This is a genomic window from Mycolicibacterium duvalii (assembly GCF_010726645.1).
Classification (GTDB): domain Bacteria; phylum Actinomycetota; class Actinomycetes; order Mycobacteriales; family Mycobacteriaceae; genus Mycobacterium; species Mycobacterium duvalii.
Genome location: NZ_AP022563.1, coordinates 3629100 through 3649418 on the forward strand (window position 1 = coordinate 3629100; position 20319 = coordinate 3649418).

Consider the following 20319-nt stretch of genomic DNA (forward strand, 5'->3'; position numbering starts at 1 on the left):
TGTCGGATGAGCCGACGACGGTTCACCGGCCAATCAGAGGATCGTTGGGCATGCGAGTTGACGGGCGCGACATCGCTGTCACCGGCAACCTGCTGCAGCCCCTGACCCGGCGCACCAACGACATCCTGCGCCTGGTGCTGGCCAGCGTCTTTTTGGTCGTGGTGGTGACCAGCACGCTGATCACCCGCTACGAGTGGGAGACGCTCGAGCGGTCCATCTCCGGGATCGTCGGCGTCCTCAGCCCCACCCAGTCCAACGCCGTGTACCTGGTCTACGCCGTGGCCATCGTGGCGCTGCCGTTCGCGATCCTGATCGGGCTGATCGTGCAGCAGCAGTGGAAGCTGCTGGGCGCCTACGCCGCCGCCGGGGTGACCGCGATCCTGTCGCTGTCGATCACCGGGAACGGGATCTCGGCGCCGCGGTGGCACTTCGATCTCAACGGGCGGCTCGACACCATGCTGTCGCAGTTCCTCGACGACCCGCGCTGGATCGCGATGCTGGCCGCGGTGCTGACGGTGTCGGGGCCGTGGCTGCCGGCCCGGTGGCGCCGCTGGTGGTGGGCGTTGCTGCTGGCGTTCGTGCCGATCCACCTGGTGGTCAGCGCGGTGGTCCCGGCGCGGTCGTTGCTCGGCCTGGCGGTGGGCTGGTTCGTCGGCGCGCTGGTGGTGCTGGTGGTCGGCACCCCGGCGCTGGAGGTGCCCCTCGACGACGCGGTCCGGGCGATGGCGCGACGCGGCTTCCGCGTGACCGCGCTGACGGTGATCCGGCCCGCCGGGCGTGGACCCCTGGTGCTGTCGGCGCGCCGCGACCCGACCGGGGAGGCCCCCGACATCGCGGTCTGCGAACTCTACGGTCCGCACCAGCGCGGCGGTGGTTTCCTGGCCCAGTTCTGGAGCAAGGTGCGGCTGCGGGACAGCGAGACCGCGCCGCTGCACACCTCGATGCGGCGCCGGGTGGAACACCGGGCGTTGATGGCCATCGCCGTCGGCGAGCTCGGCCTGGCCAACACGTCCCCGATCGCGGTGGCGACCCTGGATCGCGGCTGGACGTTGTACGCGCACCGGCCCGCACGCGGTGTCTCGGTCGACCACTGTCACGAGAGCACCCCGGTGGCGCGGGTGTGGGACGCGCTGGGCCTGCTGCACAGCCAGCAGATCGCGCACGGTGATCTGCGCGCCACCCAGATCACCATCGACGACGGCACCCCGCTGTTCGGCGGATTCACCAGCGCGGAGTACGGGGCTTCGGAGGCCCACCTGCACACCGACATCGCGCAGCTGCTGGTCACCACCGCCGACCTGTACGGCGCCGAGGCCGCCGTGACTGCCGCGATCACGGTGTTCGGCAAGGACGAGGTGCTCGGGGCGTCGCGCCGCCTGACCAAAGCCGCGGTGCCCAAGCGGGTGCGGGCTTCGGTGCGCGACGCGGGCACGGCGCTGTCGACGCTGCGCGACGAGGTGAAAGGCCAGACCGGGGCCGATCAGATCCCGACCGCGACGATCACCCGGTTCACCCGCAACCAGGTGATCCAGCTGGTGCTGCTGGTGGCGCTGGTCTATGTGGCGTATCCGTTCATCAGCTCGGTGCCGGTGTTCTTCTCCGAGCTGCGGTCGGCGAACTGGTGGTGGGCGCTGGCCGGGCTGGCGGTCTCGGGGCTGAAGTATCTGGGCGCCGGAGCTGCGCTGTGGGCGTGCGCGGACGGCCTGGTCAGCTTCCGCAACCTGGCCATCATGCAGGTGGCCAACACGTTCGCCGCGACCACCACCCCGGCCGGTGTCGGCGGGCTGGCGCTCAGCGCGCGGTTCCTGCAGAAGGGCGGCCTGGGCGCGCTGCGCGCCACCACCGCGGTGGCGCTGCAGCAATCGGTTCAGGTCGTCACGCACCTGACCCTGCTGGTCATCTTCAGCTTCGCCGCCGGAGCCTCGACGGACCTGTCGCGGTTCGTGCCCGACGCCACCGTGCTGTATCTGCTCGCCGGCGTGGTGCTCGGCGGGCTGGGCATCTTCCTGTTCGTGCCCAAGCTGCGGCACTGGCTGGCCACCGCGGTGCGCCCGCGACTGGAGGAGGTGCTCGACGACCTCAAGGAGCTGGCCCGCGAACCCGGGCGGCTGGCCATGATCATCTTCGGTTGTGCGACAACCACTCTCGGTGCCGCGTTGGCGTTGTGGGCGAGCATCGAGGCGTTCGGCGGCGACGCCAGCTTCGTGACGGTCACGATCGTGACGATGGTCGGCGGCACGCTGGCCTCGGCGGCGCCGACCCCCGGCGGCGTGGGCGCAGTGGAGGCCGCGCTGATCGGCGGCCTTGCCGCGTTCGGCGTGCCCGCCGCCGTGGCGGTGCCGTCGGTGCTGCTCTACCGGATCCTGACGGTGTGGCTGCCGGTGTTCGTGGGCTGGCCGATCATGCGCTGGCTGACCCGCAACAACATGATCTGAGCGGCCCGCTTCCCCGCGGAATAGAATTCCTGGTCGCGATCCGGCCCGATCAACGACCGTGGATGCTCACTGGCGAGCGTGGCGACGGCGGAGCTACAGCGGGCGCGCGTCGGCGACGTCGTACTCGGCGACCGCTGCTTCTCGGATCAGCGCGGCGTGCTCGAACTCGGGACCACTTTCACGGAACGCGTCCACCGCGGCCTGCGACGCCCAACGCTCGACGATGTTGACGCGATCCGCGTCGACCGGGTCGGCGCTGATCGCGAAGTCCAGGCAACCGGCGCTACGGCGCGCCTGCGCGACGACCGGCACACAACCGGCCAGATAGATTTCCCGCTGCTGCGGGTCGACCCTGAGGTGCCCGGCGACGATCACCATCGATTCACTCCTGCTGTCGACATCGATGGTGCTGACCGTGGCGGTCGGCAGAACTCATCGCCGCGCCGCGGCCGGGGCACGCGCCGTCAGCTCAGCAGAGCACTCCGGCAAACACCGCGCCACTGACCAGCGCGATGACGATGGCCACGGTCGGCATGCCGCTCGACAGCGCCACCACCACGCCGGCGACCGCCGCCACGAAGATCAGGAACATCAAGGAAACGATCGCCCAGTTCACCGAGCTGGACGAATGCACGCCGTGCTGCGCTTCGACCTCCGGGGGCACCGCTGCGCCCTCGCCGATTCCCACCATGGCCCGCCTTTCTGTGATCGCGCACACACTATAGCCCGGCAATGGCCTGTGTCACATCTTCAGCGACAACCTTGTGACCTGCGCGTCAATTCGAAAGGTCAACTAACAGAACTGATTAGCGCAACTAATAGCGGTACGTTGGTCGTCAGTGACCCCCTTACGACTGGCCGCGCTGGCGGTACTGACAGCGACTCTGGTGCAGTGCGCCGCGCCGCCGGAGACCACGCGCGCCGAACCGACCGCGCCGCCGCCCCAGCCCGCTGGACCGGCCCTTCCCCCGGAGACCGTCCGCACCGTCACACCGACACCGCGGCCGCAACCCGCGGCGGTCTCCCCTGTCACTGCCGCCGAGCTGGGCACCACGTGGCGGCCCGGCTGTCCGCTGCCGCCCGACCAGTTGCGTCGCGTGGAACTGAACCACCTCGGCTTCGACGGGCAGACCCACCGCGGTGTGCTGGTGGTGCACCAGGACCTCACCGCCGAGGTCATCGACGCGTTCGACGCGCTCTATCGCCTCGGTTTCCCGATCGAGAAGATGACCACCCCCGACAACTACCCGAACGCCGACGACGAGCTCTCGATGCGCGACAACAACACCTCGGCGTTCAGCTGCCGCGACATTCCGGGCACCGGCAGCTGGTCGCTGCACGCCTACGGCCGCGCCATCGACATCAACCCGAAGCTCAACCCGTACATCGACCGGCGCGGCGACTACCAGCCGGCCAACAGCGGCCCGTGGGTCGACCGCGACCGCACCGACCCCGGGATGCTGCACGACGGCGATCCGGCGGTGCGCGCGTTCACCGACCGCGGCTGGGCCTGGGGCGGACACTGGCGCACCCCGCTCGATTTTCAGCATTTCGAAAGAAAGTGAGCTCCCACCAGGCGCTGTCGGTGGCGTAAATTCGGGTACCACCTCGAACGGAGACGCCCCTGCTTCACCGACTCGCGCTCTGGGCTGTTGCAGCACCGCGCCGAATCCTGGTCGTCGCGGCGTTGCTGACGGTCGCGCTCGCGGTCTTCGGCGCCCCGGTCGCCAAGCATCTGTCGCCCAGCGGATTTCAGGATCCCGGCGCCGAATCCTCGCACGCGGCAGCGCTTCTCGCCGACAAGTTCGGCCAGGGCGATGTCCAGCTGGTGATCATGGTCTCCAGCGACGCCGGGATCGACAGCGCCGCAGTCCGTGACGCCGCCGACGACATCGTCGCGATGCTGCGCGACAACCCGCACGTCGCCACCATCGATTCGGCCTGGACCTCCCCGGCTGCCGACCTGGTCAGCACCGACCGCCGCGCCGGTCTGATCGTCGCCGGCATCACCGGCACCGAAGCCGAACAGCAGACCCGCGCCCGCGAGATCTCCGACGCCGTCACCCGCGACGACGACGGCGTGACGGTGCGCACGGGCGGAACCGCGATGGTCAACGTGCAGATCACCGCGCAGTCCCAGCGCGACCTCCTGGTCATGGAGGCCATCGCGATCCCGCTGAGCTTTCTGGTGCTGGTGTGGGTGTTCGGCGGGCTGGTCGCCGCGGCGCTGCCGGTGGCCATCGGCGGTATCGCGATCGTCGGTGCGCTGGCGGTGCTGCGGGTGTTCACCTTCGCCACCGACGTGTCGATCTTCGCACTCAACCTGGCCACTGCGATGGGTCTGGCGCTGGCCATCGACTACACGCTGCTGATCCTGTCGCGCTATCGCGACGAGGTGTCCGCCGGCGCGCAGCGCACCGCCGCCATCCGGCGCACCATGGTCACCGCCGGGCGCACCGTCGTCTTCTCGGCGACGACGGTCGCCCTGTCGATGGCCGCGATGGTGCTTTTCCCGATGCACTTCCTCAAGTCGTTCGCCTACGCCGGCGTCGCGACGGTGGCGTTCGCCGCGGCGGCGGCGATCATCGTCACGCCCGCGGCGCTGGTGCTGCTCGGCGACCGGATCGACGCGCTGGACCTGCACCGTCCGGCGCGACGGCTGCTGCGCCGGCCCGAACCGGCGCCGGTGCCGGTGACCCAGCGGTTCTGGTACCGCTGCGCCCACACCGTGATGCGCCGCGCGGTGCCGTTCGGGCTCGCGGTGGTGGTGCTGCTGCTGGTGCTCGGCGCCCCGTTCCTCGGGGTGCGGTGGGGCTTTCCCGACGACCGGGTACTGCCGCCGTCGGCGTCGGCGCACCAGGTCGGCGACCGGCTGCGCGAGGACTTCACCAACAACACCGACACCGCGGTCACCGTGGTGCTGCCCGACACCGCAGGGCTCGGCGCCGACGCGCTGTCGACGTACGCGGCGGCGCTGTCCCGCGTGCCCGACGTGGTCGCGGTGTCGGCGCCGACCGGCACCTTCGCCGGCGGGGTCGCGGCCGGGCCGCCGTCGGCACCGGCCGGTGCGCGCGACGGCAGCGCATTTCTGACCGTGCTCACCACCACGCCGCTGTTCTCCGACGCGTCGGAGACCCAACTGGACCGCCTGCACGCGGTCCCGGGCCCGGACGGCCGCACCGTGCAGATGACGGGGACCGCCCAGGTCAACCGCGACAGCGTCGCCGCGATCACCTCGACGCTGCCGTGGGTGCTCACCCTGATCGCGGTCATCATGTTCGTCCTACTGTTCGCGCTGACCGGCAGCATCGTCGTGCCCGTGAAAGCGTTGCTGTGCAACATTCTTTCGCTGACCGCGGCGTTCGGTGCGCTGGTGTGGATCTTCCAGGACGGGCACCTGGCGGGTCTGGGCACCACCCCGACCGGCACGCTGGTGGCCAACATGCCGGTGCTGCTGTTCTGCATCGCGTTCGGCCTGTCCATGGACTACGAGGTGTTCCTGGTCGCGCGGATCCGCGAAATCTGGCTGGCGCGAATGGGTTCCGGACGCCGGGATAATGACGAGGCCGTCGCGCTCGGCATCGCCTACACCGGACGCGTGATCACCGCCGCCGCGTTGATCATGTCGATCTCGTTCGCGGCGCTGATCGCATCGAACGTGTCCTTCATGCGGATGTTCGGACTCGGCCTGACGCTGGCGGTCCTGGTGGACGCCACCTTGGTGCGGATGGTGCTGGTGCCCTCGGCCATGCACCTGATGGGGGGCTGGAACTGGTGGGCGCCGCCGTGGCTGCGGCGGGTGCACCACCGGGTCAGTATCAGCGAGGAACCCCCTGCCCGAGAACGGATCCCGTCATGACAATCAGCATCATCGCCGGCGTGCAGGGCGCGCTGCCGCCACACCGGTACAGCCAGCACGAGATCACCGACGCATTCCTGCAGGTTCCCGCGTTCGCCGCCGCCGAGACCCTGGTGCGCGATCTGCACGAGCACGCCAAGGTACGCGCCCGCCACTTCGTGCTGCCGCTGTCCGACTACCCGGCGCTGACCGACTTCGGTGCCGCCAACGACCTCTACCTCGAGCACGCCGTCGACCTCGGCTGTCGCGCGCTGACCGCGGCCCTCGACGAATCCGGGATGCAGCCCACCGATCTGGACATGATCATGACCACCACCGTGACCGGGGTGGCGGTTCCGTCGCTGGACGCCCGGATCGCCGCACGGCTGGGTTTGCGGCCCGACGTGCGCCGGCTTCCGCTGTTCGGGCTGGGCTGTGTGGCCGGCGCGGCCGGCGTCGCCCGGATGCACGACTACCTGCGCGGCGCACCCGATCACGTCGCCGCGCTGGTGTCGGTCGAGTTGTGCTCGTTGACCTTTCCTGCCGCCCGGCCGTCGATCGCGACCCTGGTCGGCAGTGCGCTGTTCGGCGACGGCGCCGCTGCGGTCATCGCGGTGGGTGAGCGGCGGGCCGAACGCACCGCCCCCGCCGGACCGGCGGTGCGCGACTCCCGCAGCCGGCTGTATCCGGATTCGCTGGACATCATGGGCTGGCAGGTGGGCGGCAACGGCTTCGAGCTGGTGCTCTCACCGGATCTGCCGCAGTTGATCGAGCGCTACCTGGCCGACGATGTGGCCGAGTTCCTCGGCGCCCACGACCTGACCGTCGCCGACATCGACACCTGGGTGTCGCACCCCGGCGGGCCGAAGGTCATCGAGGCCATCACGGCCACGCTGGGACTGTCCGACGATGCGCTGGAGCTGACCTGGCGGTCGCTGGCCGAGGTGGGCAACCTGTCGTCGTCGTCGGTGCTGCACGTGCTGCGTGACACCCGCACCAAGAAACCGGCCGGCGGGCCCGGGGTGATGATGGCGATGGGGCCGGGCTTCTGCGCCGAGCTCGTGCTGCTGGACTGGCCGTGACCGCCTACCTGCTGCTGATCGGTGCGATCGCGGCGGAACGCGTCGCCGAACTCGTTGCCTCGCAACGTAACCTGCGCGTCAGTCGGGCCCGCGGCGGTGTTGAGTTCGGCGCCCGGCACTACCCGGTGATGGTGGTGCTGCACACCGGATTGCTGGTCGGGTGTGTGGTGGAGGCGGCGCATCGGGAGTTCCTGCCGGCGTTGGGCTGGCCGATGCTGGCGGTCGTGGTCGCCGCGCAGGCACTGCGGTGGTGGTGCATCGCGACACTGGGCTACCAGTGGAACACCCGCGTCGTCGTGGTTCCCGGCGCCCGCCGCGTCACCGGCGGGCCGTACCGGTTCCTGACGCACCCGAACTATGTCGCCGTCGTCGCCGAGGGCATCGCGCTGCCGCTGGTGCACTCGGCCTGGATCACCGCGCTGGTGTTCACCGTGCTCAACGCCGCGCTGCTGCGCACCCGCATCCGCATCGAGGACGAGGCCCTGCGATCGCTGCACCACTGATCGATCTGCTCGTCGTCGGCGGCGGACCCGCGGGGTTGGCCACCGCGATCCACGCCGCGCGGGCCGGCCTGCAGGTGACCGTCGTCGAACAACGGCGCGGCCCCATCGACAAGGCCTGCGGTGAGGGCTTGATGCCTCATGCGGTGCGCCGGCTGCGGGCACTGGGCCCGCTGCCGCAGGGCCGCCCGTTCGACGGCATCACCTACCTCGATGACCGCCGGTCGGTCAGCGCGGCGTTCGCCGACGGTCCGGGGCTGGGGGTGCGTCGCACCGCCCTGCACGCGGCGCTGCTGACACACGCCGCCGACGCCGGGGTGACGTTCGTGCAGCAGCGCGCCGGTGCCGTCGCCCAGGACGAGGCTGCGGTGACGGTGAACGGGCTGCGCGCCCGGTACCTCGTCGCGGCCGACGGTCTGCTCTCCCCGATCCGAGCGCAGCTGGGTCTGACGCTGCCGCCGGCGCGTCCCCGGCGCTGGGGCATCAAACGCCACGTGTCCGTCGCGCCGTGGAGCGACCGGGTGGAGGTGTACTGGTCACCGGACCCCGCGGTCGGGGAGGCCTACGTGACGCCGCTGTCCGACGACTGCGTCGGGGTGGCGATGCTGTCGTCGCGCCAGGCGCCGTTCGACGAGCACTTGTCCGCGTTCGCGCCGTTGCGCGCCCGGCTTGCCGGCCGCCCGCACGCGCCGGACCGGGCGGCCGGTCCGCTGCGGCAACGGGTGCGCGCCCGCGCGTCCGGGCGCGTCCTGTTGGTCGGCGACGCCGCCGGCTACGTCGACGCGCTCACCGGGGAGGGGGTGGGGCTGGCGTTCGCGGCGGCCGAGTGGGCGGTGACCTGTGTGGTGGCCGACCGGCCCGGTGACTACGACGCGGGCTGGCGGCGGATGAGCCGGCGCTACCGGTGGCTGACGGTCGGGCTGTTACGGGCGGCGACGTCGCCGCTGCGGTCACTCATCGTGCCGGCGGCCGGCCACCTCCCGAGCGGGTTCGCCGGGGCGGTGCACCTGCTGGCCGACTGACACCCGCGCGTCGGGGGCCAACGCGATCCGGTCCCGGCCGCCCGACTTGGCCGAATACAGCGCCCGGTCGGCGCGGTCGAGCAGCGTCGCGACGGCGTCGTCGACGTCGGGATCGACGCGGCTGTAGCGGACCTCGTCGCGGGGATGCACGGTGGCCACCCCGATGCTGACCGTCACCACACCGCACGGCGTGGCCGGATGCCCGATGGCCAGCGCCCGGATCGCCGACGCCAGACCTGCGGCGAACGTGTACGGGCCGTCGCAGCCGGCGAGCACCACCGCGAACTCCTCGCCGCCGTAGCGGGCCGACACGCAGGTGTCGGCGTCGGCCAGGTTCTGCAGCACCTCGGCGACCTCGCGCAGACAGGCGTCGCCGGCCTGGTGGCCGAAGTGGTCGTTGTAGGCCTTGAAGTGGTCGACGTCGATGAACAGCGCGGTCAGCGGCTGGTCGGTTTCCAGGGCGCGCAGCCAGACCTCGCGGGCCCGCTGGCTGAGGCCGCGCCGGTTCGCGAGACCGGTGAGCGCGTCGGTGTGCGCCATGTCGGTCAGCGACTCCTGCACCTCGCGCTCCAGCGTGACGTCGCGCAGCACCGCCGCGGACAATCCGTGGCGGGAACGGCGGCTGTGCATGACGAACCAGCACCACGACCCGTCGCGGGACCTGATCCGGAACGGCTGCGAGGGGCCGGTGCGCGTCGAGGCCCAGTGGTCGGCGATAACGCGCACATCGTCGGGATGCACCTCGCTCTCCCACTGCGCGCGCGCAATGCGGTCGCCGGACAGGTTGAGGGTGCTGTGCCCGGTGAACGCGTGGTGCAGCACGTCACCACGGTCGTCGACGACGATCACCAGGTCGCCGGTCAGGTCGGCGACCAGGTCGTAGACCTCGTGGCTGGCGTGGTCGAGCGCGGACAGCCGGTTGCGTTCCTCCAGCGCCGCGGCCACCAGCACCACCATCGCGTACCCGGCCAGCAGGAACACCTGCGCCTGGATCATCGCGGTGGTGTAGGGGTGGTTCTCGGCGAACGGCCCGTCGCCCACCAGGGTCGCGCTCAGAATGATCGTCGCCCCGACCGCCATCTGCCAGAACGCCGCGGCGATGCCGAACTCGATGAGCACCAGCAACGCCGGCACCGCGCTGAGGATCAGCAGCACGAAGCTGGATTCGATGACCGCCAGCGCGCCCAGTGCCACCATCAGCAGCGAGAAGCCGAAACCGGTCAGCAGCTGCCGGGTGGTGTAGCGCCGCCAGTAGCGCCGCCAGCGCAGCAGCACCGGCGCCAGGAACGCGATACCGACGGCCTCGGTCAGGTACCACATCAGGCCCGCCGTCAGCAGCGACTGGGCGTCGACGTCGCCCTGCTGGTCCAACGCGAGGCTCGCGGCGCCGATCACCGCGGCCAGCAGCGGACCGAGTACCACGCCGTACAGCACGAAGCGGCGCCAGCTGTGCAGGGAGTCGCTGCGTCCGCGCACCCAGTCCTGGTCGGAGTGCAGCACCGACGCGGCCAGCACCACGGCGGCGAACGTGGACAAGGCCGCCAGGTCCGGCCGCTGGCCCAGCAACAGCCACGCCGGGACGTACTGGCACAGCGCGAACGCCGCCAGGTACGCCGGCCAGTGCCGGGGCCGCGTGGTCAGCAGCGCGACCAGCTGCAGCGCGGCGGCCGGCCACGCCACGGTGAACGTGCGGCCGTCCAGCGTGGCCAGCCAGCGCATGGAGAACGACGTGACCCCGACCGCGACGGCCCACGCCAGCAGGGGCCACCACGAGGGAAACAGATCGGCCGCGAACAGCCGGGCACGCAGCCGCGCCCAGCCACCGGCAAAGCCGGCGGCCAGCGGTCTCGCGCTCGACGACATCTAACTAGTCAACCCCGTCAATTAACGTTCCGGCAATCCCTGGCGATCCTCGCGGCGCACGTGTCGGTGCGCCGCGGTGTTCACATTCGTGTTCACACTGCCGACGCGTGCCGGAAACACCGGGACGCGACAATGACGCGACCGCTGTTGCACCGACCGCTGGAGGTTCCGTGACCGACGTCCGAGACGCGCCGTCATCCCAGGTCAACGGCGCTGCGGCGGGTCCGACCGGGCAGACCCGCACCGGTTTGGGCGCCGACGCGCTGCGGGCCGCGGTCACCGATCACCTGGTCTACTCGATCGCGCGGCCGCCGGCGGTGCTGACCCCCGAGCACTACTACCGGGCGCTGTCGCTGGCGGTGCGCGACCGCATGCAGAAGCGCTGGATGGCCACCACACAGAACTGGCTGGACCTCTCGGCGAAGGTGGTCTGCTATCTGTCCGCGGAGTTCCTGATGGGTCCGCAGCTGGGCAACAACCTGATCGCCCTCGGCATCGAGGAGCAGGCCCGCGCTGCGATGGCCGAGCTCGGGCAGGACCTCGACGTGATCCTGGCCTGTGAGGGCGAGCCGGGACTGGGCAACGGTGGCCTGGGCCGGCTGGCGGCGTGCTACCTGGACTCGCTGGCCGCGCTGGAACGGCCGGCGGTCGGCTACGGCATCCGCTACGAGTTCGGCATCTTCAGCCAGGAGATCAGCGACGGCTGGCAGGTGGAGAAGACCGACAACTGGCTGGCGCACGGCAACCCGTGGGAGATCGCCAAGCCCGACGCGAGCTACCAGGTGAACTGGGGCGGACACACCGAGGGCTACACCGACGTCACCGGCCGGCGGCGTGTGCGGTGGGTGCCGCAACGGGTGCTCAAGGGTGTCTCCTACGACACCCCGGTGCAGGGGTACGGCGTCAACACCTGCAACACGCTGACGTTGTGGAGCGCGCGGGCGGTGGAGTCGTTCGCCCTCGACGCGTTCAACACCGGCGACTTCTACCGCGCCGTCGACGAGGAGGTCATCTCCGAGACGGTGTCGAAAGTGCTCTACCCCAACGACGAGCCCGAAGCCGGCAAGCGACTGCGGCTGCTGCAGCAGTACTTCTTCGTCACCTGCTCGCTGCAGGACATCCTCGACATCCATCTGCACCGTGCGCACCGCCCGTTGGCGGCGCTGCCTGATAAGTGGGCGATCCAGCTCAACGACACCCACCCGTCGATCGCGGTGGCCGAGCTGATGCGGTTGCTGATCGACGAGCATCAGCTGGAGTGGAACACCGCGTGGGACCTCACGGTGCGTACGTTCGGCTACACCAACCACACACTGCTGCCCGAGGCGCTGGAGACGTGGCCGCTGAGCATCTTCGGTGAGGCGCTGCCGCGGCACCTGGAGCTGATCTACGAGATCAACGCGCGCTTCCTCGACGAGGTGCGCGCCGCGTTCCCCGGCGACGAGGACCGGGTGCGGCGCATGTCGCTGATCTCCGAGGACGGCCAGACGGTGCGGATGGCGCACCTGGCCACGGTCGGCAGCCACACCGTCAACGGGGTCGCGGCGCTGCACTCGGAGCTGCTCAAGTCCAGCGTGCTGAAGGACTTTCACGAGATGTGGCCGCAGCGGTTCGGCAACGTCACCAACGGGGTGACGCCGCGCCGGTTCCTGGCGCTGTCCAACCCCGGGCTGCGCGAGCTGCTCGACGACACCATCGGGCCGGGCTGGATGACCAACCTCGATCGCCTCAAAGGGCTCGAGGCTTCGATCGGAGATCCGGAGTTCCGGCGGCGGTGGCGGGAGATCAAGCGGGCCAACAAGTCCCGGCTGGCCGAGTATGTGCACGCCAGCACCGGCATCGAGCTGGACCCGACGTGGATGTTCGACGTGCAGGTCAAGCGCATCCACGAGTACAAGCGTCAGCACTTGATGGCGCTGCATATCATCGCGCTCTACCATCGGCTGAAAACCGAACCGGGACTGGTGATCCCGCCGCGGGCGTTCATCTTCGGCGGCAAGGCGGCGCCGGGCTATCACATGGCCAAGCGGATCATCAAGCTGATCAACGCCGTCGGTGAGACCGTCAACGCCGACCCGGAGGTCAACCGCTGCCTGAAAGTGGTGTTCCTGCCGAACTTCAACGTCAAGACCGCGCACCTGGTCTATCCGGCGGCCAACCTCAGCGAGCAGATCTCCACCGCGGGCAAGGAGGCCTCCGGCACCGGGAACATGAAGTTCATGATCAACGGGGCGCTGACGATCGGCACCCTCGACGGGGCCAACGTCGAGATCCGCCAGGAAGCCGGCGCCGAGAACTTCTTCCTGTTCGGCCTGACCGAGGAGCAGGTCGCCGAGGTTCAGGCGAACGGCTACCGGCCGTTGAGCCACGTCGAATCCGACCCGGAGCTGGCCGCGGTGCTGGAGTTGATCGCGCGCGGCGAGTTCACCCGAGGGGACACCGAGGTGCTGCGCCCGATCGTGGACAATCTCGTCCACCACGACCCGTTCCTGGTACTTGCCGACTACCGCTCCTATGTGGACCGGCAGGCCGAGGTGTCGAAGGTGTGGCTGGACCGCGACGCCTGGTCGCGGATGTCGATCCGCAACACCGCGCGCAGCGGACGCTTCTCGTCGGACCGGGCGATCCAGGAGTACTGCGCGCAGATCTGGGGCGTCGGCCCGATGTCGGTCCCCTTGTAGTGATTTCGGCGTGTTTGTCGTCGCTCAGCGTCGACAACCACGCCGAAATTCGCGTGCTACACCCGGTCGCGGCGTGCGATCCTGGCCCGCGTGATCGACATCGATGGGTTCGCAACCGACGGTTTCGTCAAGATCGACGGGGCCGCCCCGCGCGAGGTCGCCGACGCGGCACGCACCCTGTTGTGGGAAGGCCTGGCCGCCGAGCCCGACGATCCGTCGACCTGGACGCAGCCGGTGCTGTGGACGGCCGACCTGACCGGCGCCGGACCGTGCGGTGAGATCGCCCGCAGCCCTCGGGTGGCCGAGGTGCTCGACGCGCTGTGCGGCCCGGGCGGTTGGCTCCCGCGCGGTTCGCTGGGCAACATCCCGGTCCGGTTCCCGGTGTCGCCGCCGGCCGACGACCGCGGCTGGCACATCGACCTGAACACCCCACTGCCGGACGGCTCCTGGGCGGTGACCAGCCGCCCGTACACGCTGCTGATTCTGACGCTGCTCTCGGAGGTGACGATCGACGACGCGCCGACCCGTCTGCGGGCCGGCTCACACCGCGACGCTGCTGCCGTGCTGGGCGATGAGCCGCTCGATGCCGTCTCGGCCGCGCAACGTGTTGAGCCCGCCAGCGCGCACCGGCCGGTCCACCACGCCACCGGAGACCCGGGCGACGTGTACCTGGTGCATCCACTGACGGTGCACGCCGCCGACGAACACCGCGGCACCACACCCCGCTTCATGGCGCAGGGACCTGTGCTGCTGACCTCTCCCCCCTCCCCCGCGATTTCGGCGTGTTCGTCGTCGGCCGGCCTCGATAAGCACGCCGAAATCGCAGGTTCGTAACGACCCGGTCACTGCCCTGCGCGCTGCCCCGGCGTCGCCGAGCGGGCTACGTACCGTCACGCGCGTGGCGTTTCTCCGACACCGGATCCGTCGCGTCGGCGCACGGCTGGCCGCCGCGGTGCTGTTGCCTGCCGCGCTGCTGACCGTGACGCCTCCGGCACCCGCGCACGCGTTCTCCCGGGAGGGTCTGCCGATCGAGCAGCTCGACGTCCCGTCGCCGTCGATGGGGCGCACCATCCGCGTCGAGTACCAGCACGGCGGCCCGCATTCGCTGTTGCTGCTCGACGGCCTGCGCGCGCAGGACGACCACAACGGCTGGAACATCAACACCGCCGCGTTCGAGTGGTTCCACGAGTCCGGGGTCTCGGTCGTCATGCCGGTCGGCGGCCAGTCCAGCTTCTACGCCGACTGGTACCGCCCGGCCCGGGGCCACGCGGGCACGCTGACCTACAAGTGGGAGACGTTCCTGACCCGCGAGCTGCCCACCTGGCTGGCGGCCAACCGAGGTCAGGACCCGTTCGGCAATGCGGTTGTGGGGCTGTCGATGTCGGGCAGTGCCGCGCTGACGCTCGCGGCCTGGTATCCGCAGATGTTCAAGTTCGCGTCGTCGCTGTCGGGGTATCTGGCCCCGTCACAAGGCCTGTGGCCGACCCTCATCGACATCGCGATGCAGGACGCCGGCGGCTTCGACTCCTTCGACATGTGGGGCAAGCCGGGCTCGCAGGCCTGGCTGCGCGCCGACCCGACCGCCAACATCAACCGGCTGGTGGCCAACCGCACCGCGCTCTGGATCTACTGCGGCAACGGGGTCCCCTCCGACATGGACACCGGCTCCGACTTCGGCGCCAGCTTCAGCGCCGGCTACCTGGAGACCATCACGCTGAGCACCAACAAGGAGTTCCGCGAGAAGTACCTCGCCGCGGGCGGGCGCAACGCGGTGTTCAATTTCCCGCCCAACGGCACCCACAGCTGGGCGTACTGGGGAGCGCAGCTGCAGGCGATGAAGCCAGACATCGTCCGGCTGCTCGTCCCACCTCCGCCTCCGCCTCCGCCGCCACCGGGAGCGCCCTTGCCCCCGGGAGCCCCGCTCCCGCCGGGAGCCCCCCTCCCGCCGCCGGCGCCACCAGCGGGCTAACGGAGCCGGCGCCGCCGGCCACCAAAGTTGCGCAACCACATGGCGCTCTGGAGCCCCAGATTCGCCACACGGTTACGCAAGTCGCCGCTCCGGCCCCGCCCGCAGGCTGAGCGACTACTTCAGGTGCGGCTCCAGCAGCGTCGACCACGCATTGTCGAGCTGGGTGTACTCGTCCTCGCAGCCGTCGGCGCGGTCCTGCGGCAGCCCGCCGTCACCGACCAGGTCGGCGTTGGCGTCGGGATCGGCGCCGTAGATCCAGCACTGCAGGTTGTAGGCGCGGGTCTCGCCGAAGGAGTGGGTGTCGGCGAAGTCCTCCGCGCCGAGCTCGCCGCTGTCCCCTTCCTGGAACGTGCGCGCGAAATCCTTGACCGCCTGCACGGCTTCGGGGTCGGGCCTGCCGTCGTCCCCGGGTTGCAGGAGCACGTAGGCCGCCAACTGGTCGGCGACGTCCTCTTCCCGTCCGGTGATCGGCAGGTCGTAGATGCTGATCGCCATGTGCCCGACCTCGTGATAGAAGGTGGCGATCTCGGAGTTCAGCATCGCCGCGGTCGGGTCCGGCACGCCGTCGGCGGTGAAGGTCGCCAACGCCCCGTCGGCGTCCTCGTAGCAGATCGTGATGCTGTCCTCGGCCGGATCCCAGTACGCGTTGGCCTCGCCGCATTCCGCGCCGATCAGCGCGATGTCGTACGGCAGGATCAGCGATTCGTTGATGTCGGCGGCGAGGTCCTCGAGCACCGTGTTGTCCTGCAGCAGCGCGCGGCCGTTGACCGCTTCGGGGCTCGAGGCGTCCTGGTAGGTGACGACCATCGTGCCGTCGCCGTCGTCCGTCGCGGCTTCCGGACCCTGGGCCTGCGCCGCCGCGGTGGGCGACTCCGCAGACTCCGTCGACGTCTCCTGCTGCCCGGCGCATCCGACCACCAGCAGCGCGATCGCCAACCCCGACACGATGGCACCACGCATAACGCTCCCCCTCGCCGCGAAAGTGATCTCACGGTAGTCAACGGCGAGCGATCACAACGCTGGATTCACTTTCGCGCGACCGGGCGTGTCGGGTCGGAACTCCACTGCGACCACGAGCCCGGAAACAGCGCCGCATCGACACCCAGCGACGCCAGCGCTGCGACCACCAGCGACGCGGTCACCCCGGATCCGCAGTACACCGCGACATCCTCGCCAGTCTCGCCGAGCGCCTCCCGCAGCTCCTGCTCCGGCAGCAGCGCACCGTCAGCCAGCAGCGCGGTGCTCGGCAGGTTGCGCGCCCCGGGGATGTGGCCGGCAACCGGGTCGACGGGCTCGACCTCGCCGCGGTAGCGCTCGGGTGCCCGCGCGTCCAGGAGCACGTCGGCCCCGGCCGCCGCGTCGGCGGTGACGGTGCGCAACGCGCCGGCGTACAGATCATCGTGGGTGACGACGACATCGCCGGGATCGGGATCGACTGTGCCCGTCTGCAATTCACCGCTCCATGCGCGGAGTCCACCGTCGAGGATGCGCACCTGCGGGATGCCCGCGGCGGTCAGCACCCACCAGGCGCGGGCCGACCCGGCGCGGTTCCAGTCGTCGTAGACCACCAGCGGTACACCCTGGCGCACGCCCCAGCGCCGGGCGGCGGCCTGCACCGCAGCCCCGGTCGGCAGTGGGTGACGGCCGCGGCCGGTGACCGCGTGATCGCTGAGCTCGTCCTCGAGCGAGACGTACACCGCGCCCGGCAGGTGGCCGCGTTGGTAGGCCTGCGTGCCGTCGGGTTCGGCCAGCGTCCACCGGACATCGAGCAGCGTGAGCGGCTCCCCCGCATCCAGCCGGCGCGCCACCTCATCGGCGCTGATGAAGACGTGCTCGTTCACCCGCTCCACGCTAGTCGGGCAGGATTGCCGGTGAGATGAACAGCCCAGACAGCGTCGACGACGCCCCCGATATCTCGCGGCGCCGCCACATCGCGCGGTTGGCCGTGTTCGTGGTGTTCCTCGGCGTGCTGTTCTACCTGGTCGCGGTGCAGCGGGTGATCGACGTCGAGCAGGTACGGTCCGTGGTGGCCTCGACCGGGCCGCTGGCCCCGCTGGCCTACGTGGTGGTGTCGGCGACGCTGGGGGCGGCGCTGGTGCCCGGACCGGTGCTGGCGGCGGCCAGCGGCTTCCTGTTCGGTCCGCTGCTGGGCACGTTCGTCACACTGGGCGCGACGGTGGGCACCGCGATGATGGCCAGCCTGGCCGGGCGACGCGCCGGCCGCGACAGTGCCCGCGCGCTGCTGGGTCCGCAGCGCGCCGACCGGATCGACGGGCTCATCGCCAGAGGCGGGTTGTGGGCGGTGGTCGGTCAGCGCTTCGTGCCGGGGATCTCAGATGCGTTGGCGTCCTATGCGTTCGGCGCGTTCGGGGTCCCGCTGTGGCAGATGGCCGCCGGGGCGTTCATCGGGTCGGCGCCGCGCGCGTTCGTCTACACCGCGCTCGGTTCGACGCTCGGGGAGTTCTCTGCGCCGCTGTTGACCGCGGCGATCGTGGTGTGGTGCCTGACGGCGGTGGTCGGCGTGTTCGCCGCGCGCCGCGGCTGGCAGAGGTGGCGGTCCCGGCAATGACGCCCATCGTGCTCACCGACGAGTTCCGCCACGCGCTGAACCTGTTGGCCGGCGGAGGGCACCTGTTCCTGACCGGAAAGGCGGGAACCGGCAAGTCGACGCTGATCCGCCGCTACCTCGCCGACACCGACCGCAACGTCGTCGTGGTCGCCCCGACCGGGATCGCCGCGCTCAACGTCGACGGCTACACCATCCACCGGCTCTTCGGTTTTCGCGCGACGACCACGCTTGAGGATGTCCGCTCCGGCGAGTACCGGCCGGGCCGCTTCACCAAGACCCTCGCATCGCTGGACACGCTGATCATCGACGAAGCCTCGATGGTGCGCGCCGACGTGTTCGACATGGTGGCCGCCGCGCTGGAGCGGTTCGGGCCGCAACCCGGTGCGCCGTTCGGCGGCGTACAGATCGTGCTGGTCGGCGATCTCTACCAGCTGCCTCCGGTCGTCAGCGAACACGAGACGAGCTTCTTCGCGTCGACGTATGAGACGCCGTACTTCTTCTCGGCGCACAGTTTCCGCCGCGACGACTTCCCGACGGTGTCGTTGACGACGGTGTTCCGCCAGCTCGGCGACGACCGGATGACCGCAATTCTCAACGAGATCCGCGAGGGCGTGTTGCTCGGCCATGCCATGGAGCAGCTCAACGCCCGGGCCGACAAGGACTTCGTGCCGCCCGACGATGAGCTGTGGTTGACCCTGGCACCGACCAACAGGCTCGTCACTGCCCGCAATCGCCAACAGCTGCAACGACTTTCCGGCGACGAGATGGCACACCAGGCGCGGGCATCGGGTGATCTGACGCTGTTCGAGGCACCGGTCGAGGAGACGCTGCGCTTCAAAGTCGGTGCGCAGGTGATGATGCTCAACAACGACCAGGCCGACCGCTGGGTCAACGGCAGCATCGGCCGCGTGGTCGGGGTGGGTTACGACCGGTACGGCGCGGTGGTCGAGGTCGAATTCCCCGACGGTTCGGTCGCCGACGTCACCCCCTACACCTGGGAGGTGACGCGCCCGGTGGTGTCCGGGTCGTCGCTGGGCCGCGAGGTGGTCGGCACCTACACGCAGCTGCCGTTCAAGTTGGCGTGGGCGATCACCATCCACAAGAGTCAGGGCCAGACGCTGGACCGGGTGGTCGTCGACCTGACCGGCGGGATGTTCTCGACCGGCCAGCTCTACGTGGCGCTGAGCCGCTGCACGTCTCTGTCCGGCCTGGTGCTCAAACGTCCTGTGCTGCCGAAGGATCTGAAGACCGACCGGCGCATCGCGCGGTTCCTGCGCAGCGCCGCCGGCGACGCGCACGCACGGCGCTACTGCGCGATCGGGATGCTGACCGTCGGCGACGAGGGACGGATGTCGCGGCCCCGGCCGGTGGAACTCGCGGTCGCGTTCGACGACGGCACCGCGATCTCGACGCTGATCAACCCGCAGCGCGATCTGGCGGACGCGCGAACAGCGTTCGGCATCAGTGTTTCCGACGTGTTGCTCGCGCCGACGCTGCGGGAGGCCTGGACGGTCATCGCGCCGATGCTGGAGGGCTGCACCCCCGTCGGCGTCGGCATCGACGAGCAGCTGGGCCTGCTCGACTTCGAGCTCAAACGGCTCGGGTATGTGACGGCGATGCCGCTGGGTGTGGAGCTGCGCGGCCGCCGCGTCACCGGGCAGACTGCCCTGGATCGGGCCCGCGCCCAGCTGGACGCCCACCAGGGTGTCGACGCCGAGCCGGGCTCGTCGGCGTTCGCGGAACCGGAGGCTGCGGAATCGGTTTCGGGTCTGCTCGTCAGCCGCGACCCCGACGTCGCGACCCCGAGGGCCGACCACCTGCCCGGGTTGTCGGCGCTGCTGCGGGTCAGCCGCGACGTCGGCGCGGTGCTGCTCGGCGCGGAGGTGGCGCGCAGCCTGGATTCGTCGTGGGACACCGCGGCGGCGCGGTCGGTGGCCGACCAGTTGCGCGCAGCCGCGGCGCGGGTGCAGCTGCCCGCGCAGGTGGCCGCGCGGCTGCGGGAGGCGTCGCGGGTGCTGGGCGTCGACATCGACGTCGACGATCTGTGTGGGCACGACGAGGACATCACGGCGGTGCTGGTGCCGCAGGCGCGGATCTGCTTCACCGGAACCGCACAGGACGCCGACGGCCGGGTGGTCGAACGCTGGGAGATGGAGGACCTGGCCCGCTCGGCCGGGCTGACGCCGGTGAAGTCGGTGACCAAAACCCGCTGCGACGTCCTGGTGACCGCCGAGGCCGGCACGCAGTCGGGCAAGGCACGCAAAGCCGTGGAGTACGGCAAGCCGGTGTTCTGCGCGGAGGACTTCTTCAGCTGGCTGGCCGGCCGCGCCCCCACCCCCGCGGAATAGCAGTCCCGGCTG

General features: G+C 70.4%; 16 protein-coding genes. 11 read left to right on the forward strand and 5 right to left on the reverse strand.

Annotation, left to right across the window (positions count from 1 at the left end):
* Positions 1-50 precede the first annotated feature (50 nt).
* Entirely contained in the window at positions 51-2435 is a 2385-nt protein-coding gene (locus G6N31_RS17190; RefSeq protein WP_098002400.1) for a lysylphosphatidylglycerol synthase transmembrane domain-containing protein, read from the forward strand.
* A gap of 93 nt (positions 2436-2528) precedes the next feature.
* On the opposite strand, the gene G6N31_RS17195 is transcribed toward G6N31_RS17190, so the two are convergent.
* A complete protein-coding gene (locus tag G6N31_RS17195; protein WP_098002399.1) occupies positions 2529-2813 on the reverse strand; it encodes a putative quinol monooxygenase in 285 nt (94 codons plus the stop codon).
* Between the two features lie 91 nt (positions 2814-2904).
* Positions 2905-3126, reverse strand: coding sequence for a hypothetical protein (locus G6N31_RS17200; protein ID WP_098002398.1), 222 nt, complete (start codon positions 3124-3126; stop codon positions 2905-2907).
* Positions 3127-3274: 148 nt separating this feature from the next.
* On the opposite strand from G6N31_RS17200, the gene G6N31_RS17205 reads away from it, so the two are divergent.
* The 5 genes from G6N31_RS17205 to G6N31_RS17225 are packed head-to-tail and all read left to right on the forward strand — an operon-like array spanning position 3275 to position 8877.
* The gene (locus tag G6N31_RS17205; protein ID WP_234815212.1) at positions 3275-4000 is read left to right on the forward strand and encodes a M15 family metallopeptidase; all 726 of its coding nucleotides are present in this window, start codon (positions 3275-3277) and stop codon (positions 3998-4000) included.
* 59 nt (positions 4001-4059) lie between these two features.
* A complete protein-coding gene (locus G6N31_RS17210; protein ID WP_098002397.1) occupies positions 4060-6294 on the forward strand; it encodes an MMPL family transporter in 2235 nt (744 codons plus the stop codon).
* A 2-nt stretch (positions 6295-6296) separates the two neighbouring features.
* Positions 6297-7355, forward strand: a complete 1059-nt coding sequence (locus G6N31_RS17215; protein WP_179964350.1) for a type III polyketide synthase — start codon at positions 6297-6299, stop codon at positions 7353-7355.
* Positions 7352-7858 carry an isoprenylcysteine carboxyl methyltransferase family protein gene (locus tag G6N31_RS17220; protein WP_098002395.1) on the forward strand — a complete coding sequence of 169 codons (507 nt, stop codon included), beginning with the start codon at positions 7352-7354 and terminating at the stop codon, positions 7856-7858. Before G6N31_RS17215 ends, G6N31_RS17220 begins: the two co-directional genes overlap by 4 nt.
* Positions 7855-8877 (forward strand): NAD(P)/FAD-dependent oxidoreductase, encoded by a 1023-nt coding sequence (locus G6N31_RS17225; protein ID WP_098002531.1) that lies wholly within the window; start codon positions 7855-7857, stop codon positions 8875-8877. Before G6N31_RS17220 ends, G6N31_RS17225 begins: the two co-directional genes overlap by 4 nt.
* Here G6N31_RS17225 and G6N31_RS17230 read toward each other — a convergent pair.
* Positions 8806-10740, reverse strand: coding sequence for a sensor domain-containing diguanylate cyclase (locus tag G6N31_RS17230; protein ID WP_098002394.1), 1935 nt, complete (start codon positions 10738-10740; stop codon positions 8806-8808). The two genes, G6N31_RS17225 and G6N31_RS17230, sit on opposite strands and share 72 nt — an antisense overlap.
* 170 nt (positions 10741-10910) lie before the next feature.
* Between G6N31_RS17230 and G6N31_RS17235 the strand changes: the two genes are divergently transcribed.
* The 3 genes from G6N31_RS17235 to G6N31_RS17245 all read left to right on the forward strand — a co-directional run bounded on the left by G6N31_RS17235 (position 10911) and on the right by G6N31_RS17245 (position 15390).
* Positions 10911-13421, forward strand: a complete 2511-nt coding sequence (locus tag G6N31_RS17235; protein WP_098002393.1) for a glycogen/starch/alpha-glucan phosphorylase — start codon at positions 10911-10913, stop codon at positions 13419-13421.
* A gap of 90 nt (positions 13422-13511) precedes the next feature.
* The gene (locus G6N31_RS17240) at positions 13512-14255 is read left to right on the forward strand and encodes a phytanoyl-CoA dioxygenase family protein (protein WP_098002392.1); all 744 of its coding nucleotides are present in this window, start codon (positions 13512-13514) and stop codon (positions 14253-14255) included.
* A 64-nt stretch (positions 14256-14319) separates the two neighbouring features.
* Complete coding sequence (locus G6N31_RS17245; protein WP_179964195.1) at positions 14320-15390, forward strand: esterase family protein; 1071 nt, start codon at positions 14320-14322, stop codon at positions 15388-15390.
* Positions 15391-15504: 114 nt separating this feature from the next.
* On the opposite strand, the gene G6N31_RS17250 is transcribed toward G6N31_RS17245, so the two are convergent.
* Both G6N31_RS17250 and G6N31_RS17255 read right to left on the reverse strand, forming a co-directional pair.
* Positions 15505-16350, reverse strand: coding sequence for a DUF4344 domain-containing metallopeptidase (locus G6N31_RS17250; RefSeq protein ID WP_098003978.1), 846 nt, complete (start codon positions 16348-16350; stop codon positions 15505-15507).
* Between the two features lie 65 nt (positions 16351-16415).
* On the reverse strand, positions 16416-17240 hold the full coding sequence (locus tag G6N31_RS17255; RefSeq protein WP_098003979.1) for a sulfurtransferase: 825 nt from the start codon (positions 17238-17240) through the stop codon (positions 16416-16418).
* A gap of 26 nt (positions 17241-17266) precedes the next feature.
* Between G6N31_RS17255 and G6N31_RS17260 the strand changes: the two genes are divergently transcribed.
* Both G6N31_RS17260 and G6N31_RS17265 read left to right on the forward strand, forming a co-directional pair.
* Positions 17267-17959, forward strand: coding sequence for a TVP38/TMEM64 family protein (locus G6N31_RS17260; RefSeq protein ID WP_098003980.1), 693 nt, complete (start codon positions 17267-17269; stop codon positions 17957-17959).
* Complete coding sequence (locus G6N31_RS17265) at positions 17956-20307, forward strand: AAA family ATPase (RefSeq protein ID WP_098004024.1); 2352 nt, start codon at positions 17956-17958, stop codon at positions 20305-20307. The genes G6N31_RS17260 and G6N31_RS17265 overlap by 4 nt, the downstream gene beginning before the upstream one ends.
* The last annotated feature ends 12 nt before the right edge of the window (positions 20308-20319 follow it).

What these genes read in the sequence shown, in the direction of transcription:
- G6N31_RS17195 (WP_098002399.1), bottom strand. Translation starts at nt 2,813, where the DNA reads ATGGTGATCGTCGCCGGGCACCTCAGGGTCGACCCGCAGCAGCGGGAA.
- G6N31_RS17260 (WP_098003980.1), top strand. Translation starts at nt 17,267, where the DNA reads ATGAACAGCCCAGACAGCGTCGACGACGCCCCCGATATCTCGCGGCGC.
- G6N31_RS17230 (WP_098002394.1), bottom strand. Translation starts at nt 10,740, where the DNA reads ATGTCGTCGAGCGCGAGACCGCTGGCCGCCGGCTTTGCCGGTGGCTGG.
- G6N31_RS17265 (WP_098004024.1), top strand. Translation starts at nt 17,956, where the DNA reads ATGACGCCCATCGTGCTCACCGACGAGTTCCGCCACGCGCTGAACCTG.
- G6N31_RS17200 (WP_098002398.1), bottom strand. Translation starts at nt 3,126, where the DNA reads ATGGTGGGAATCGGCGAGGGCGCAGCGGTGCCCCCGGAGGTCGAAGCG.
- G6N31_RS17250 (WP_098003978.1), bottom strand. Translation starts at nt 16,350, where the DNA reads ATGCGTGGTGCCATCGTGTCGGGGTTGGCGATCGCGCTGCTGGTGGTC.
- G6N31_RS17190 (WP_098002400.1), top strand. Translation starts at nt 51, where the DNA reads ATGCGAGTTGACGGGCGCGACATCGCTGTCACCGGCAACCTGCTGCAG.